General features: G+C 62.6%; 14 protein-coding genes. 13 read left to right on the top strand and 1 reads right to left on the bottom strand.

Going from position 1 to position 15,865, the window contains the following annotated elements; genetic code table 11:
* Positions 1-57: 57 nt before the first annotated feature.
* From AC1RTB_RS02065 to AC1RTB_RS02050, 4 genes are all read left to right on the top strand, one after another.
* A complete protein-coding gene (locus AC1RTB_RS02065) occupies positions 58-1,323 on the top strand; it encodes a DUF445 domain-containing protein (protein ID WP_492877293.1) in 1,266 nt (421 codons plus the stop codon).
* Positions 1,324-1,393: 70 nt separating this feature from the next.
* Positions 1,394-1,825, top strand: a complete 432-nt coding sequence (locus tag AC1RTB_RS02060) for a phasin family protein (protein ID WP_492876579.1) — start codon at positions 1,394-1,396, stop codon at positions 1,823-1,825.
* Between the two features lie 233 nt (positions 1,826-2,058).
* Positions 2,059-3,567 (top strand): helicase HerA domain-containing protein, encoded by a 1,509-nt coding sequence (locus AC1RTB_RS02055; protein ID WP_492876581.1) that lies wholly within the window; start codon positions 2,059-2,061, stop codon positions 3,565-3,567.
* An 87-nt stretch (positions 3,568-3,654) separates the two neighbouring features.
* Positions 3,655-4,140: a MaoC family dehydratase gene (locus tag AC1RTB_RS02050; RefSeq protein ID WP_492876583.1), complete on the top strand. Its 486-nt coding sequence runs from the start codon at positions 3,655-3,657 to the stop codon at positions 4,138-4,140.
* A 21-nt stretch (positions 4,141-4,161) separates the two neighbouring features.
* On the opposite strand, the gene AC1RTB_RS02045 is transcribed toward AC1RTB_RS02050, so the two are convergent.
* Complete coding sequence (locus tag AC1RTB_RS02045; protein WP_492876585.1) at positions 4,162-4,860, bottom strand: fumarylacetoacetate hydrolase family protein; 699 nt, start codon at positions 4,858-4,860, stop codon at positions 4,162-4,164.
* A 270-nt stretch (positions 4,861-5,130) separates the two neighbouring features.
* Between AC1RTB_RS02045 and AC1RTB_RS02040 the strand changes: the two genes are divergently transcribed.
* The 9 genes from AC1RTB_RS02040 to AC1RTB_RS02000 all read left to right on the top strand — a co-directional run bounded on the left by AC1RTB_RS02040 (position 5,131) and on the right by AC1RTB_RS02000 (position 15,849).
* Positions 5,131-5,631, top strand: coding sequence for a (2Fe-2S)-binding protein (locus AC1RTB_RS02040; RefSeq protein WP_492876587.1), 501 nt, complete (start codon positions 5,131-5,133; stop codon positions 5,629-5,631).
* Between the two features lie 123 nt (positions 5,632-5,754).
* On the top strand, positions 5,755-8,106 hold the full coding sequence (locus tag AC1RTB_RS02035) for a xanthine dehydrogenase family protein molybdopterin-binding subunit (protein WP_492876588.1): 2,352 nt from the start codon (positions 5,755-5,757) through the stop codon (positions 8,104-8,106).
* A 118-nt stretch (positions 8,107-8,224) separates the two neighbouring features.
* Entirely contained in the window at positions 8,225-9,022 is a 798-nt protein-coding gene (locus tag AC1RTB_RS02030) for an FAD binding domain-containing protein (RefSeq protein WP_492876590.1), read from the top strand.
* 153 nt (positions 9,023-9,175) lie between these two features.
* A complete protein-coding gene (locus AC1RTB_RS02025; RefSeq protein ID WP_492876594.1) occupies positions 9,176-10,318 on the top strand; it encodes an alpha-hydroxy acid oxidase in 1,143 nt (380 codons plus the stop codon).
* 143 nt (positions 10,319-10,461) lie between these two features.
* Positions 10,462-11,373, top strand: a complete 912-nt coding sequence (locus AC1RTB_RS02020) for a LysR family transcriptional regulator (RefSeq protein WP_492877295.1) — start codon at positions 10,462-10,464, stop codon at positions 11,371-11,373.
* Between the two features lie 135 nt (positions 11,374-11,508).
* Positions 11,509-12,663: an ABC transporter substrate-binding protein gene (locus tag AC1RTB_RS02015; RefSeq protein WP_492876596.1), complete on the top strand. Its 1,155-nt coding sequence runs from the start codon at positions 11,509-11,511 to the stop codon at positions 12,661-12,663.
* A 218-nt stretch (positions 12,664-12,881) separates the two neighbouring features.
* Positions 12,882-13,880 (top strand): ABC transporter ATP-binding protein, encoded by a 999-nt coding sequence (locus tag AC1RTB_RS02010; protein ID WP_492876598.1) that lies wholly within the window; start codon positions 12,882-12,884, stop codon positions 13,878-13,880.
* Positions 13,877-14,845: an ABC transporter permease gene (locus AC1RTB_RS02005; RefSeq protein ID WP_492876600.1), complete on the top strand. Its 969-nt coding sequence runs from the start codon at positions 13,877-13,879 to the stop codon at positions 14,843-14,845. Before AC1RTB_RS02010 ends, AC1RTB_RS02005 begins: the two co-directional genes overlap by 4 nt.
* A gap of 188 nt (positions 14,846-15,033) precedes the next feature.
* Complete coding sequence (locus tag AC1RTB_RS02000) at positions 15,034-15,849, top strand: ABC transporter permease (protein WP_492876601.1); 816 nt, start codon at positions 15,034-15,036, stop codon at positions 15,847-15,849.
* The last annotated feature ends 16 nt before the right edge of the window (positions 15,850-15,865 follow it).

Genomic DNA, 15,865 nt, shown 5'->3' with positions numbered 1-15,865 from the left:
CAGGGAAGGCGACCGATGTCCTCACCGCAAAGCCAAGCCTTGCCGGCAGGCGCAAACATGGCCTTTGGTAGCGGCGACGCCGAAAAGCTCGCAGCCCTGCGGCGGACCAAATTCATTGCCACAGCCGCACTGGTCGTTTGCGTCGCGATCTTCCTGACCGCGAAATCGCTTCAGGGCCAATGGCCCTGCCTCGGCTTCGTCGCTGCCTTTGCCGAAGCCGCCACCATCGGCGGGCTGGCCGACTGGTATGCTGTCGTCGCCCTGTTCAAGCGACCTCTGGGCCTGCCGATCCCGCACACGGCGATCATCCCGGCCAATCAGACCCGCATCGCAGAAAATCTCGGGCGCTTCATCGAAACCAATTTCCTGGCGCCCGAGCCCGTGCGCCAGAAGCTTAATGAAGTGGATTTTGCCGCGCTCGTCGCCGACTGGCTGTCGGATAAAAGCAGGGCGGAGGGGCTGTCGCGTTTTGTCGGCCGGCTTGTGCCGCAGATGCTGCAGGCGATCGAAGGCTCGGGCCTGCGTGAGTTCGCCACCCGCCGCATGCTCGATCGCATCGGCAAGGTCGAAGTCGCGCCGCTGGCGGCCGAGCTGTTGTCAGCCTTCACTGACGATCGCCGGCATCAGCGCCTGCTGGACGAATTCACCAAGATCATCGGCAATTTCCTGAGCGACGAGCAGGCGCTGGCCGTGCTGCGCGAAAAGATCAGGGAGGAACTGCCGTCGGTGTTCAACCTGTTTCGCGCCGACGCCTACCTTCTCAAGCGTATCGTTTCGTCGGCGGCGACATTGCTGGAAGAGGTCAGGGCCGACCCGGACCATCCGCTGCGTGGCGAATTCGACCGCTTCGTCCACGGTTTCATCGACCAGTTGCGCCATTCGCCCGACTATGCCCAGCGTGCCGAGCAGCTGAAGCGCAACTTCCTCGCCCGCCCTGAACTGCGCGGACTTGCGCAAGATGTCTGGAAAAGCATGCGCGGTTTCATCGAACATGACGTCGCATCGGCCAACTCGATGACGCGAAAGCACCTGACCAATCTATTTGTCGAGGTCGGCCAGAATCTTGCCCGCGATCCCAGCATCCGCGCCGATATGAATGCCGGTTTCGTGGTGGCGCTTGCTTCATTCGTCGAGAGCCAGAAGAGCGGCGTTTCCGGCTTCATCGCCGAACAGGTCAAGCGCTGGGATCTCGGCCAGCTGACCCGGCTGATGGAGATCAATATCGGCCGCGACCTGCAATATATCCGCTTCAACGGCATGTTGATCGGCGGTCTTGCCGGCCTGGCGCTTTATTCCGCCGAGTTGCTGTTGCTGGCGAATTGACCATGCCGGCTGCTGCTCTATTCTGGCCTTGCGACCTCCGGGAAGGCCCGGAGCCAAACGGGAGCGAGCCATGGCCAAGAAACCCGAGCCTGACACCTTCACCGACATGTTTTCCAAGTTCGGCCGCGATCTGAAGATGCCCGCGGTCGATGTCGACGCTATTGTCAGCCATCACCGCAAGAACCTCGAGGCTTTGGAAAAATCGATCAAGGCAAGTGCGTCGGGCGCTTCGTCGCTGGTCGCCAAGCAGCGCGAGATGATCCAGGGCGCGTTGCACGAAATCACCGAAGCAGCCCAAGGCATGCGCGCACCCGGCAATCCGCAGGAACTGCTCACCAAGCAGGCCGATTTCGCCAAGCGGTCGTTCGAGGCTGCGCTCAAGAATGCCGGCGAGGTTGCGCAGATCATGCGCAATTCGGGGACGGAATCGGTCGAGATCTTGCGCGAACGCATTCGTCAATCGATGCAGGAAATTCGCGACAGCTACGACAAGAAGAACTGATTTCTCCCCGTCAAATTCTGACGTTGCGGCAGGCTCGACCTCTCTTGTGGGTTTCGCCAAACGGGCCGCGCATTGCCGGCTTTCGGGTGCTAAGTAAGGCCGATCACCACTGGAGCGCTGCGCGTCCATTCGGGCGCATAAAGGCGCTTAACACTTTGAATCTGGGTATTGTGCCTTCCGGGAATCGATACCGATTCGCGGAGCGGTGTGGCAGGATTCAACTGGGGAAGAGGATGAAGGTAGGCATCGAGATGGGAGCAGCGTCCGGCGGGACGAAGGCTCAGCTTGATCTCGAAGAACTTTTGGCGACCCGTTTGCTGGTTCAAGGCAATTCGGGCTCGGGAAAGTCGCACCTGCTGCGTCGCCTGCTTGAGCAGAGCGCACCTTGGGTGCAGCAATGCGTCATTGACCCGGAAGGCGATTTTGTCACGCTGGCCGACCGTTTCGGCCATGTCGTGGTCGATGCCCAGCGCACCGAAGCCGAGCTCACCCGCATCGCCGGCCGCATCCGCCAGCATCGCGTTTCCGTCGTGCTCAATCTCGAAGGCCTCGACGTCGAGCAGCAGATGCGCGGCGCCGCCGCCTTCCTGAACGGCATGTTCGATGCCGAGCGCGATTTCTGGTACCCAGTGCTCGTGGTCGTCGACGAAGCGCAGCTTTTTGCGCCTGCCGTAGCCGGCGAGGTCTCCGACGAAGCGCGCAAGATCTCGCTGAGTGCGATGACCAATCTGATGTGCCGTGGCCGCAAGCGCGGGCTGGCCGGCGTCATCGCTACCCAGCGCCTGGCCAAGCTTGCCAAGAACGTCGCCGCAGAAGCGTCCAACTTCCTGATGGGCCGCACCTTCCTCGATATCGACATGGCGCGTGCCGCCGACCTGCTTGGCATGGAGCGGCGTCAGGCCGAAATGTTCCGTGACCTGGCACGCGGCAATTTCATCGCACTCGGACCCGCCATGTCGCGCCGGCCGCTGCCTGTCGCCATCGGCCCGGTGGAGACGTCGGCGCGCTCGGTCAGCCCCAAGCTGATGCCGCTGCCTGATGCCAATGACGATACGCGCGAGTTGATTTTCGCACCGGCACCGCTGGAGACGCGCCAGACGGTGCGGCGGCACGTGCCGCCAACGCCGACGCCGACTGCCGACATCATCGCCCAGCTTTCCCAGGTGCGCGCCGAAGCATCGGCTCCCGTCGCCGAACCGATATTCCCGCTGTTCGACGAGGCCGAACGCGAAGCATTGATCGACACGATCGTGCGCGAGATGGTCGAGGATCCCGACGCTGCGTTCCGCACCGATGCCGTGCTCTACCAGGATTTTCTCGTGCGCTGCCGCATCAAGCGCATGCAGGGCGAGCCGCCGCCGCTGTCCACCTTCCGTCGTCGCTATGCCGTGGCGCGCTCGGGCATCGATGACGAAACGGCGTCGAGCGACACCTGGCAGCAGGCGCTTGGCATGTCTGTCGCACTTCCAGAGGACCTGCAGGCGGTCTTCCTGATCGTCGCGCAGGCGGCGGTCAAGGGCGCGCCTTGCCCTTCGGACGCAGCCATCGCGCACGCCTATGGCAGTCATTCGGCACGCCGGGCGCGGCGCTTGCTCACCTATTTCGAGGAGCAGGGGCTGGTGGTCGTGCGCACCGATTTCCATGGCAAGCGCTCGGTGGCGTTCCCCGAACTTGGCTGCGAAACCGCCCCGGGCGATCCCGAAAGGACCGACGATCTCGTCGAGCGCGAGGCTGCGGAATAGCCTCGATCTGCCTGCAAAGGTTGACAAGCAGGCGCGGTTTATGGTCCCCAACGTCGCAAAACGCCATCAGACGCAGGGGAGACAACCGTGGCGAAACCGATTGAGACCTACGAGGAGTTGCGCTCGAAAGTCGGGCAGGAGCTCGGCGTGTCCGACTGGGTGGTTGTCGATCAGAGCCGTATCGACGGCTTTGCTGAAGCCACCGGCGACCGCCAGTGGATTCACGTCGACCCGGAGCGGGCGCGGCGCCACAGCCCGTTTCGTACGACGATCGCCCATGGCTTCCTGACGCTGTCGTTGATCGGTGCGTTCATCCAGGACATGGGCGTCATCCCCACCAATACCCAGGCTGCCTTCAACTACGGGCTGGACAAGGTGCGCTTCGTGACCCCGGTCAAGGTCGGCTCGCGCGTGCGCATGCGCTCAGTGCTGATCTCGATGGAGGACAAGGGCCCGCGGCAGTATCTGGTCAAGGGCGAAAACATCATCGAGATCGAGGGCGAAGCCAAGCCCGCGCTCGTCGCCGAGACGCTGATCATGCTCTATGAGCAGCGTGGCAAAGCGACGGCCTGAGCCGTCGCCGATCATTGCCTGCTATCGCAAAGCGCCTATGGTGATTTCGATCTCACCCACGCCATCGACGCCGCCGGTGATGCGGTCTCCTGGCTTTACCGCGCCAACGCCAGCCGGCGTGCCGGTATAGATCAGGTCTCCGGCCTTCAACTCCATCGACTGGCTGCAGATCGCGATAACTTCGGGGATCGACCAGATAAGTTCGGCCAGGTCGCCCTGCTGCCTGGTTTCGCCATTGACGGCGAGCCAGACGCGGCCTTTGGCCGGGTGACCAATTGCCGATGCACGAACCAGCGGCCCGCACGGCGCCGACAGGTCAAAGCCCTTTGCCCAGTCCCATGGCCTACCCATTTTCTTGGCCACGTCCTGCAGGTCGCGACGGGTAAGGTCGATACCGACACCGTAACCCCAGACATGATCGAGCGCGTTCTCGACTTCGATGTTGGAACCGCCGCGACCGATGGCAACCACCAGCTCGATCTCATGGTGCAGGTCTTTGGTCTGCTGCGGATAAGGGATGGTCGTGCCGCTGTCGACAACGGTGTCGGCTGGTTTGCCGAAGAAGAAGGGTGGCTCGCGGTCCGGGTCCTTGCCCATCTCGCGCGCATGCGCCGCATAGTTGCGCCCGACGCAGAAGATGCGGCGAACTGCGAAGCGGTCGCTGGAGCCTGAAACAGCAACCGACGCGGGCTCGGGCGGAGTGATGACGAAAGTGGCCAAGGCAGCCTCCCATGAAAGTGATGAGGGCTTTTGACATGATCCGCCGGAGCATTCCACTTCCAATCACGAGATGGAAGCTGGCCGGGGCGGGGGCCACCAAGATGTTCCAGGTCAAAACCGCCTTCAAAAGGCATCATTTCTGCGCTGGCCTGCACGCATTGCGTGTCTGGATTCAAAAAGGCGCTTGCAGCCTGCATTCGCAGGGATAGGATTTGCTCACCTGACGGGGCGGGGCATGCCTGGCCGGTCGCGGCAACAGTGGGAGGTTTCATGTCAGAGGTTACTTTGGTCGTGAATGGCCGAAAAGTCAGCGGCGCGGTGGAGGACCGCACGCTTCTAGTTCATTTCCTGCGCGAGAATTTGAACCTGACCGGCACGCATGTCGGTTGTGACACGTCGCAATGCGGCGCCTGCGTCGTCCATGTCGACGGCAAGGCTGTAAAGTCCTGCTCCATGCTCGCGATCCAGGCTTCTGGCTCGACCATTGTCACCATCGAAGGCCTCGCCAATGGCGCCGACCTGCATCCTGTGCAAGCCGCCTTCAAGGAACATCATGGCCTGCAGTGCGGTTTTTGCACGCCGGGCATGATCATGACCGCGACCGACATGATCCGCAGGCATCCCGACGGGCTCGACGAAACCACCGTGCGCGCGGAACTCGAAGGCAACATCTGCCGCTGCACCGGCTACCACAACATCGTCAAGGCGATCCTCGCTGCTTCGAAGACGATGGCGAAGGCGTCCAAGAGCAAGGCGAAGAAGGCGGCGTGAGACAAGGAGCGAATAGGGAATAGTGAGTAGCGAGTAGGGGCTTTGCCCACTGCCGTCGTCACCTCTCCTCTATTCGCTACTCACTACTCGCTATTCGCTTCTTCAGGTTCGGGAGGAATTCAGATGGGAATCGAAGGCATTGGCGCGCGGGTTGCGCGCAAGGAAGACAAGAGATTCATCACCGGCGCGGGACGCTATGTCGACGACATGGTCGTGCCCGGCATGAAACACGCGGCGTTCGTGCGTAGCCCGCACGCGCATGCCGACATCAAGAAGATCGACGTCAAGAAGGCGGAAGCCATGCCCGGCGTCATCGGCGTGCTCACCGGCCGGCAGCTCAAGGCCGACGGTATCGGCAATCTGATCTGCGGCTGGATGATCCACTCCAAGGACGGCACGCCGATGAAGATGGGCGCATGGTCGCCGCTGGCGGTCGACCGCGTGCGTTATGTCGGCGATGCCGTCGTCATCGTCGTGGCCGACACCAAGGGCCAGGCGCGCGATGCGGCCGAAGCGGTCGAGATCACCTACAAGGAACGCAAGTCGGTGGCGGACGCTGTCGAAGCGCTCGCCAAGGGCGCGCCGCAGCTTCATCCCGAGGCCGAGGGCAATCTGATCTTCGACTGGGGCATCGGTGACGAAGCGAAAACCGACGCCGCGCTCAAGACGGCAGCCCACATCACCCGCGTCAACATCGTCAACAACCGGCTGGTTCCGAACGCGATGGAGCCGCGCGCTGCTCTTGGCCACTACGACAAGGCCGAGGACCATTACACCTGCTGGACCACATCGCAGAACCCGCATGTCGCGCGCCTGGTGATGAGCGCGTTCTACAATGTCGCGCCGGAAAACAAGCTGCGCGTCATCGCACCCGATGTCGGCGGCGGCTTCGGCTCCAAGATCTATATCTATCCCGAAGAGATCGTCTGCCTGTGGGCGTCCAAGAAGACCGGCGTGCCGGTCAAATGGGTGGCGGATCGCACCGAAAGCTTCCTCACCGACGCCCATGGTCGCGACCATCACACCACGGTTGAAATGGGCTTCGACAAGAACAACAAGATCGTTGGGCTGAAGGTCGATACCATCGCCAATCTCGGCGCTTACATGTCGCTGTTTTCCTCGGCGACACCGACTTATCTCTACGCCACGCTGTTGTCGGGCCAGTACGATATCCCGACGATCTACGGAAATGTGCGCACGGTCTACACCAACACCGCACCTGTCGACGCCTATCGCGGGGCAGGGCGACCCGAGGCCACCTATGTCGTGGAGCGCACGATGGAGATCGCCGCGCGCGAGCTGGGCGTGTCTCCGGCTGAACTCAGGCGCTCGAACTTCGTCACTTCCTTCCCGCACCAGACGCCCGTCATCATGTGCTACGACGCCGGCGATTATGGTGCCTCGCTCGACGCCGCGATGAAGCAGGCCGACTATGCCGGCTTTGCCAAGCGCAAGGCGGCGGCGGCCAAGAAAGGCAAGCTGCGCGGCATCGGCATGAGCTGCTACATCGAGGCCTGCGGTATCGCGCCGTCGGCGGCAGTTGGTTCGCTCGGGGCCGGCGTTGGTCTGTGGGAGTCAGCCGAGGTGCGCGTCAATGCTGTCGGCACCATCGAGGTGCTGACAGGCTCGCACAGCCATGGCCAGGGCCACGAGACGACCTTCGCCCAACTGGTCAACTCGCGCTTCGGCGTGCCGCTCGACTCCGTGTCGATCGTGCATGGCGACACCGACAAGGTGCAGATGGGCATGGGCACCTATGGCTCGCGCTCGGGTGCGGTCGGCATGTCGGCCATCGTCAAGGCGCTCGACAAGGTCGAAGCCAAGGCCAAGAAGATCGCCGCCCACCTGCTCGAAGCCGACGAGGGCGACATCGTCATCGAAAACGGTCAGCTCAAGGTCGCCGGTACCGACAAGAACGTGCCGTGGTTCCAGATGGCGCTCGCCGCCTATACCGCCCACAACCTGCCGCAAGGCATGGAGCCGGGGTTGAAAGAGACGGCGTTTTACGACCCGTCGAACTTCACTTTCCCGGCAGGCTGCTACATCTGCGAAGTCGAGATCGATCCCGAGACCGGCAAGACCGATATCGTGCAGTTCGTCGCCGCCGACGATTTCGGCAACATCATCAACCCGATGATCGTCGAGGGGCAGGTGCATGGCGGCATCGCACAGGGTGTCGGCCAGGCGCTACTCGAAGGTGCAGTCTACGACACGAACGGTCAGCTTCTGACGGCGAGCTACATGGATTACACCATGCCGCGCGCCGACGACCTGCCATCGTTCCAGGTCTCGACCTCGAACACGCCGTGTCCGGGCAACCCACTCGGCATCAAGGGCTGCGGCGAGGCCGGCGCCATCGGTTCGCCGCCGGCGGTCATCAACGCCATCACCGACGCGCTCGGCCACGAAAACCTGACCATGCCGGCAACGCCCCAAAAGGTCTGGGCGGCGCTGCGCAGCGGCTCGAAGCATTGAGAGAAGCGAATAGGGAATAGGGAGTAGCGAATAGGGAGAGAGAGCGACAGCGGCAGGGTAGTTCCCACTCGCTATTTGCTACTCCCTATTCGCTCTTTCCCCGAAGGGAGAAAGATAAATGTATTCCGTCAATTATCATCGTGCCACCTCGGTCGCGGACGCCGTCAAGAAGATCAAGTCTGGCGACGCGAAGTTCCTTGCCGGGGGAATGACGCTGATCCCGGCGATGAAAACCAGGCTCGCCGCACCGTCGGATCTGGTCGACCTGAGCCATATTGCTGAGTTGAAGGGCATCAAGGTGTCGGGCAAAACCGTCACCATTGGCGCAACAACCACGCATTTCGACGTTGCCAACGACGAAAAGCTGATGAAGGTGTGTCCGGCGCTGGCCTATCTCGCCAGCCTCATCGGCGATCCGGCCGTGCGTCATCGCGGCACAATTGGGGGTTCGATCGTCAACAACGACCCGGCTGCCGATTATCCCTCGGCATTGCTGGCGCTTGGGGCGACCATCGTCACCAACAAGCGTGAGCTTGCGGCTGACAAGTTCTTCAAGGGGCTGTTTGAAACCACGCTCAAGGACGACGAGATCGTGACGGCGGTCACCTTCACGGCACCGGCCAAGGCGGGTTACGCCAAGTTCCCCAACCCCGCATCGCGCTATGCCATGACGGGCGTGTTCGTGACCAAGGGCAAGGACGGCGTACGCGCGGCGGTAACAGGGGCCGGCGACGACGGCGTCTTCCGCTCCAAGGAAATCGAGGCAGCGCTCACCAAGAAGTTCGAGGCGGCAGCTCTCGAAGGTGTTTCAGTGCCGTCGAAGAACCTGATGGGCGACATCCATGCCTCACCGGAGTACCGCGCCAATCTCGTGGTCGTAATGGCCAAGCGCGCCGTTGTGGCGGCCAACGCCTGAACGAACGGCTTGAGCAATCGGGAGAGGGGCCTTCAGGCCCCTTTTCTCTTTGGAATTTCGCTTAGTCGATAGATGACCTTGGCATCCTCAGTGAAGGTGGCTTACATGCCGCCGGCATGTCGCAACAACATCAGCATTCTGGAGCATAGTGGAATGGCGCGTCCGATAACCTCGATCGCCGATCTTCGCGCAATTGCCAAGCGGCGTGTGCCACGCATGTTCTACGACTATTGCGATTCAGGCGCCTGGACCGAAAGCACCTACCGCGAGAACGAAAGCGATTTCGTGCCGATCAAACTTCGCCAGCGTGTCGCCGTCGACCTGCGCAACCGCACGCTTGAAACAACGATGGTCGGCGAGAAGGTGTCGATGCCGGTGGCGATCGCGCCGACCGGTCTGACCGGCATGCAGCATGCCGATGGCGAGATCCACGCCGCGCGCGCCGCCGAGAAGGCAGGCATTCCGTTCACGCTGTCGACAATGAGCATCTGTTCGATCGAGGATGTCGCCGAAAACACCTCCAAACCGTTCTGGTTCCAGCTCTACGTGATGAAGGATCGCGATTTCGTGTCGCGGCTGATCCAGCGCGCCAAGGCGGCGAAATGCTCGGCGCTGGTGCTGACGCTCGACCTGCAGATCTTGGGCCAGCGCCACAAGGACATCATCAACGGCCTGTCGACGCCGCCGCGCATGACGATCCCCAACATCATCAACCTGGCGACCAAGCCGCGCTGGTGTTTCAACATGCTGCGCACCAACCGCCGCACGTTCCGCAACATTGCTGGCCATGCCAAGGGGGTCACCGACCTGCGCTCGCTGTCGTCATGGACGGCCGAGCAGTTCGACCCGGCGCTGAGCTGGGATGACGTCAAATGGATCAAGGATCAGTGGGGCGGCAAGCTGATCCTCAAGGGCATCCTTGACCCCGAGGACGCGGAGAAGGCAGCCGCGAGCGGAGCCGATGCGCTGATCGTCTCCAACCATGGCGGCCGTCAGCTCGACGGCGCTGTCTCCTCGATCTCGGCGCTGCCGGCGATCGTCGATGCCGTCGGCGACCGCATCGAAGTGCTGATGGATGGCGGCATCCGCTCGGGCCAGGATGTTCTGAAGGCTGTGGCGCTGGGTGCCAAGGGCGTGTTCATCGGCCGTTCGTTCCTCTATGGCCTTGGTGCTGGCGGGGAGGCGGGGGTGACCACCTGCCTTGACATCATCCGCAAGGAACTCGACATCACCATGGCCTTCTGCGGCCTGCGCGACATCAAGGACGTCGACAGCCGCATCATCGCCCGGCGCTGAGGGACCTCGGGACGAGGCTGGCGGCTTTGTGTTGCGTGACTGCCGGGCGCGGTGCATCACGCGATGTCGATCGGCTCAGGCTTGATGCCGCGCGGATGCGGCAGCCCCTTCCCAAACCTCTCACCACCCTGTTTAGTCCTGATATGGCCTTCACGCTTCGTCAGCTTCAGTTCTTCGTTGCCGTCGCCGAGCAGGGCACGATTTCGCGTGCAGCGCAGAACCTGTCGATCTCGCAATCCTCCGTTACCGAGGCGATCAAGGAACTGGAGGGCGATCTAGGCGTCGAGCTGTTCGAGCGCCATCCGCGCGGGCTCAACATCACCCACAAGGGCCACCAGTTCCTGCGCCACGCCACCAAGATCCTCGCCGACGTGTCCGACGCGCGGCGTACCTTCTTCGGCGGTCAGGCAACGGCCACCGGTCAGCTCAAGCTCGGGGTCACCTCATTGGTCGCCGGCTACGTTTTGTCCGATCTGCTGGCGCGCTACCGCCGCGCCCATCCGGCTGTCGAAATCTCGGCCATCGAAGACAATGGCGACTATCTCGAGCACCTGCTGGTCGGCGGCAAGCTCGACCTCGCTGTCATGGTCACCTCCAATCTGCGCGACCGCATGGCGCTGCAATCGGAAATACTCGAGGTCTCGGCCTACCGCCTGTGGCTGCCGCTCGGCCATCCGCTGGCTTCCGCAGAAATCATCAGCGTCGGCGACATCGCCTCCGAGCCGCTGATCATGCTGTCGGTCGACGAGATCGAGGAGAACACCGGCAAGCTGCTTTCGGCCATCGGCGCCAAGCCGCATGTCGCCTTCCGCACGCGTTCGGTCGAAGCCGTGCGCTCGCTTGTCGCCACCGGCGCCGGCGTCGCGCTTTTGCCCGACCTCGTCTATCGGCCGTGGTCACTGGAAGGCGACCGCATCGAGTCCCGCGACGTGTCCGGTTCTCTGCCGGTGGTGCAGGTCGGCATGGTGTGGCGGCGCGGCTCGTCGCTGCCGCCCGCCGCGCGCGATTTCATCGGCATCGCCCAGGCCCAACGCACCGTTCGCCAGAAACTGTGATCGGACTTCCGGTATCGGAAAAACCGATATCACCCTTCTTTCGAATGAATTTGCGAAAGCAGCGCTTTCGCCGCACCTTTCGTTGCAGGGCAAAGCCGCCGATCGAGAGCGGCCCCTGCAAATGGGAGAATCGAGATGAAGGCGTTTTTGAAATCCTGCACCGCCATCGCCTTGGCGTGCAGCTTTTCCGGCCAGGCTTTTGCGCAGGTCAAGGAAATCGGCAAAGGCGAAGGTCAGGTCAACATTATCGCCTGGCCGGGCTATATCGAGCGCGGCGAGACCGACAAGAATTACGACTGGGTCACGGATTTCGAGAAGTCTTCCGGCTGCAAGGTCAATGTCAAGACCGCGGCGACCTCCGACGAAATGGTGGCGCTGATGAACGAGGGCGGCTTCGACCTCGTCACCGCATCGGGCGACGCCTCGCTTCGTCTTGTCGCCGGCAAGCGCGTCCAGCCTGTTAACACCGACCTGATCAAGAGCTGGTCGGCTGTCGACGAGCGTCTCAAGGATGCACCCTGGTTCACCGTCGACGGCAAGCACTACGGCGTGCCCTATCAGTGGGGGCCCAATGTGCTGATGTACAACACCAACGTATTCAAGGAAGCGCCCAAGAGCTGGAACATCGTGTTCGAGCCGATGGACCTGCCCGATGGCAAGCCCAACAAGGGCCGCGTCCAGGCCTATGACGGCCCGATCCACATTGCCGACGCCGCCAACTATTTGATGGCGCACAAGCCCGAGCTCGGCATCAAGGACCCTTACGAACTCAACGAGGACCAGTACAAGGCGGCACTCGAGCTGCTGCGCGTCCAGCGCACGCTCGCCGGGCGCTACTGGCATGACGCCATGATACAGGTCGACGACTTCAAGAACGAGGGGGTGGTCGCCTCGGGATCGTGGCCGTTCCAGGTCAATCTGCTCAAGTCGGAAAAGCAGCCGATCGCCTCGACAATTCCGGAAGAAGGCGCCACCGGCTGGGCCGACACGACGATGATGCATGTCGACGCCGCCAACCCGAACTGCGCCTATATGTGGATGGAGCATTCGCTGAACGCCAAGCTGCAGGGCGATCTTGCTTCCTGGTTCGGCTCCAACCCGGCCGTGCCGGCCGCCTGCAAAGGCAATGCCTTGCTCGGCGACGAAGGCTGCAAGACCAATGGTTTCGAGGACTTCGCCAAGATCAAGTTCTGGAAGACGCCAGTGTCGAAATGCGCCACCCAGAACGACCAGTGCGTGCCCTATTATCGCTGGGTGTCGGACTATATCGGCGTGATCGGCGGGCGGTAAGTTGATGGCCGAAGCGCGGCTTTGATAGCGCGTCGCTTCGGCCAACACCCCTCAACCGACCTCGCTTCGCTCGGCCACCTTCTCCCACAAGGGGAGAAGGAAACGCGCCTGACCTTCTCCCTTGCAGGAGAAGGTGGATCGGCGCTTGGCGCCGAGACGGATGAGGGGTGTTGGAAGAAGCACCGCCCCAGCGATTAGGGAACCACGGCAAAAATCACATGACCCCAGCAGTCGCCTTTCAAAAAACCTCGCGCCATTTCGGCGTCGTGCGCGCCGTCGACGCTGTCGACCTCGAGATACAGCCAGGCGAGTTCTTCGCCATGCTGGGGCCGTCGGGTTCGGGCAAGACGACCTGCCTGCGCCTCATCGCCGGCTTCGAGCAGCCGACTTCTGGCAGCATCTCGATCTTCGGCGAACGCGCCGAGGGTGTGCCGCCCTATCGCCGCAACGTCAACACGGTGTTCCAGGACTACGCGCTGTTTCCGCATCTGAACGTGCTCGACAATGTCGCCTACGGTCTGATGGTCAAGGGTGTCGGCAAGGAGCAGCGGCTGCGCGAAGCCGAGGAAGCACTGCGTCTGGTGCAACTGCCGGGCTACGGCTCGCGCCGGCCTGGACAGCTCTCCGGCGGCCAAAGGCAGCGCGTGGCGCTCGCGCGTGCGCTGGTCAACAAACCAAAAGTGCTTTTGCTCGACGAGCCGCTTGGCGCGCTGGACCTCAAGCTGCGCGAGAGTATGCAGGAGGAACTGAAGGCGCTGCAAAAGGCGCTCGGCATCACCTTTGTCTTCGTCACCCATGACCAGGGCGAGGCGCTGTCGATGGCCGACCGGGTCGCGGTGTTCAATGACGGCCGCATCATGCAGGTCGGCGCGCCCGAGGACATCTACCAGCGACCGGCGTCGCGTTTCGTCGCCGATTTCGTCGGTTCGTCCAACGTGCTGCCGCCCGATTTCGTCCAACGTTATGTCGGCCAGCGCCGCTGGGGCAGCTTGCGGCCGGAATCGATACGCGTCGGGCGTGGCGCTACCGGAGACGGCGTCGCCGCGCGTGTCGTGTCGCGGCATTATCTCGGCGCGGCCACCAAGCTCGCGCTCGATGCCGACGGTCTCAGGCTGCACGCGACGGTGCCGACCGGCGCAACGCTGCCCGGCGATGGCGAGCACGTCGTGCTCACCTTCAACCGCGACCAACTCCATCTGATGGAGGACCAGGCGTGAGCGTCGAAGCCATCACCCGTGCAGGTGCTGCCGCGGCTATCCTGCCCAAGCGCGGCGGCATTGGCGGCTCGCTGTCGGATTTGCTGTGGCGCCGGCCGGGTCTGCTGCTGCTGCTGATGCTCGCGCCGCCGCTGCTCTGGCTCGGCGTCATCTATATCGGCTCGCTGCTCGCCCTGCTGGCGCAGAGTTTCTTTTCGATCGACGAGTATTCCGGCCTCATCGACCGCCATTTCACGCTCAAGACTTATGGCGACCTGTTTCAGGCGGCGAATGTCGACATCATCGTCCGCACTGTGACGATGGCGGCGCTTGTCACGTTGGCCTCCGCCGTTGTTGCATTCCCGATCGCTTATTACGCGGCGCGTTATGCCCGGGGCAAATGGAAGGCCCTGTTTTATCTCGGCGTCATGCTGCCTTTGTGGTCGAGCTATCTGGTCAAGATTTATGCCTGGAAGCTGATCCTCGCCAAGGAAGGCATCCTCACCTGGCTTTTCGGCAAGCTGCATCTGTCATGGTTACTCGACAGCTGGCTGTCGCTGCCCGTCGTCGGCGGCAACTCGCTGTCGGTCTCCTTCACCGGCACCTTCATCGTCTTCGTCTATGTCTGGCTGCCGTTTATGATCCTGCCGATCCAGGCAGCCCTCGAACGGGTGCCCGGCAACCTCGTCGAAGCCTCGTCCGATCTCGGCGCATCGCCCGGCCAGACGTTCCGCAACGTGCTGTTTCCACTGGCGCTGCCAGGCATTGTCGCGGGCTCGATCTTCACCTTCTCGCTGACGCTCGGCGACTACATCATCCCGCAGATCATCGGCACCTCCAGGCTGTTCATCGGCCAGGCGGTCTATGCCCAGCAAGGCACGGCCGGCAACATCCCGCTCGCTGCGGCCTTCACCGTCGTGCCGATCGTCATCATGGGCTTTTACCTCTGGGGCGCCAAACGCATGGGGGCATTCGATGCGCTGTGAGATCGCGATCAGGTTGCAAGTGAAAGCACCCCCACTCCGTCGCGCTGCGCGCGACACCTCTCCCCCTGCCTGGGGGAGAGGAAAGGCGGAGACGTTGCCAGCCTTCCTCTCCCCCGTCGATCGGGGGAGAGGTGTCGCGCGCAGCGCGACGGAGTGGGGGTCGAAATTGCAGGCAAGAGGAGCCTCCCATGCGCTCTGACCGTTCGCAATCGGCACCGCTCGGCATCAAGATTGCCGCGACCGCAGGCCTCGCTTTCCTGCACCTGCCGATCCTTTTGATCTTCGTCTATGCCTTCACCACCGAGGAGAAATCTTACCAGTGGCCACCGCCCGGCCTCACCACCCAGTGGTTTGCCGTCACCTGGGGGCGTCCCGACGTCTGGCATGCGCTCGGCCTGTCGGTCCAGGTTGCGGCGATCTCGACGGCGATTGCGCTTGTGCTCGGCACGCTGTGCGCTGCCGCCGTCAGCCAGACGCGGTTCTTTGGTCGCGAAGCGATCTCGCTTCTTGTCATCCTGCCGATCGCGCTGCCCGGCATCATCACCGGTATCGCGCTGCGCTCGGCCTTCAGCCTGGCCGAGATCCCGTTCTCGTTCTGGACGATCGTGCTCGGTCACGCGACCTTCTGCGTCGTTGTCGTTTACAACAACGCGGTCGCTCGCTTCAGGCGCACCTCGGGTTCGCTGATCGAAGCCTCGATGGACCTCGGCGCCGACGGTTTCCAGACGTTCAGGCATGTGATCCTGCCCAATATCGGTACAGCGCTTCTCGCCGGTGGCATGCTGGCCTTCGCGCTCAGTTTCGACGAGGTCATCGTCACCACCTTCACTGCCGGACAGCAGCAGACGCTGCCGATCTGGATGCTCGAAGAATTGGTGCGGCCGCGCCAGCGCCCGGTCACCAATGTCGTCGCCATGGTCGTGGTGCTCGCGACCCTGCTGCCCATCCTCATTGCCTATTACCTGACCCGCGAAGGCGACCAGATCGCCGGGGCCGGCAAATGAAAACAGCGAATAGGGA

This window comes from Aminobacter sp. GW821-FHT11F06 (genome assembly GCF_058808215.1).
This window is presented reverse-complemented; position numbering and strand designations above follow the sequence as displayed.

Bases quoted from the DNA above. Each gene is read 5' to 3' on its own strand.
- AC1RTB_RS02065 (WP_492877293.1), top strand. From the start codon at position 58: ATGGCCTTTGGTAGCGGCGACGCCGAAAAGCTCGCAGCCCTGCGGCGG.
- AC1RTB_RS02060 (WP_492876579.1), top strand. From the start codon at position 1,394: ATGGCCAAGAAACCCGAGCCTGACACCTTCACCGACATGTTTTCCAAG.
- AC1RTB_RS02055 (WP_492876581.1), top strand. From the start codon at position 2,059: ATGAAGGTAGGCATCGAGATGGGAGCAGCGTCCGGCGGGACGAAGGCT.
- AC1RTB_RS02040 (WP_492876587.1), top strand. From the start codon at position 5,131: ATGTCAGAGGTTACTTTGGTCGTGAATGGCCGAAAAGTCAGCGGCGCG.
- AC1RTB_RS02035 (WP_492876588.1), top strand. From the start codon at position 5,755: ATGGGAATCGAAGGCATTGGCGCGCGGGTTGCGCGCAAGGAAGACAAG.
- AC1RTB_RS02030 (WP_492876590.1), top strand. From the start codon at position 8,225: ATGTATTCCGTCAATTATCATCGTGCCACCTCGGTCGCGGACGCCGTC.
- AC1RTB_RS02025 (WP_492876594.1), top strand. From the start codon at position 9,176: ATGGCGCGTCCGATAACCTCGATCGCCGATCTTCGCGCAATTGCCAAG.
- AC1RTB_RS02020 (WP_492877295.1), top strand. From the start codon at position 10,462: ATGGCCTTCACGCTTCGTCAGCTTCAGTTCTTCGTTGCCGTCGCCGAG.
- AC1RTB_RS02015 (WP_492876596.1), top strand. From the start codon at position 11,509: ATGAAGGCGTTTTTGAAATCCTGCACCGCCATCGCCTTGGCGTGCAGC.
- AC1RTB_RS02010 (WP_492876598.1), top strand. From the start codon at position 12,882: ATGACCCCAGCAGTCGCCTTTCAAAAAACCTCGCGCCATTTCGGCGTC.
- AC1RTB_RS02000 (WP_492876601.1), top strand. From the start codon at position 15,034: ATGCGCTCTGACCGTTCGCAATCGGCACCGCTCGGCATCAAGATTGCC.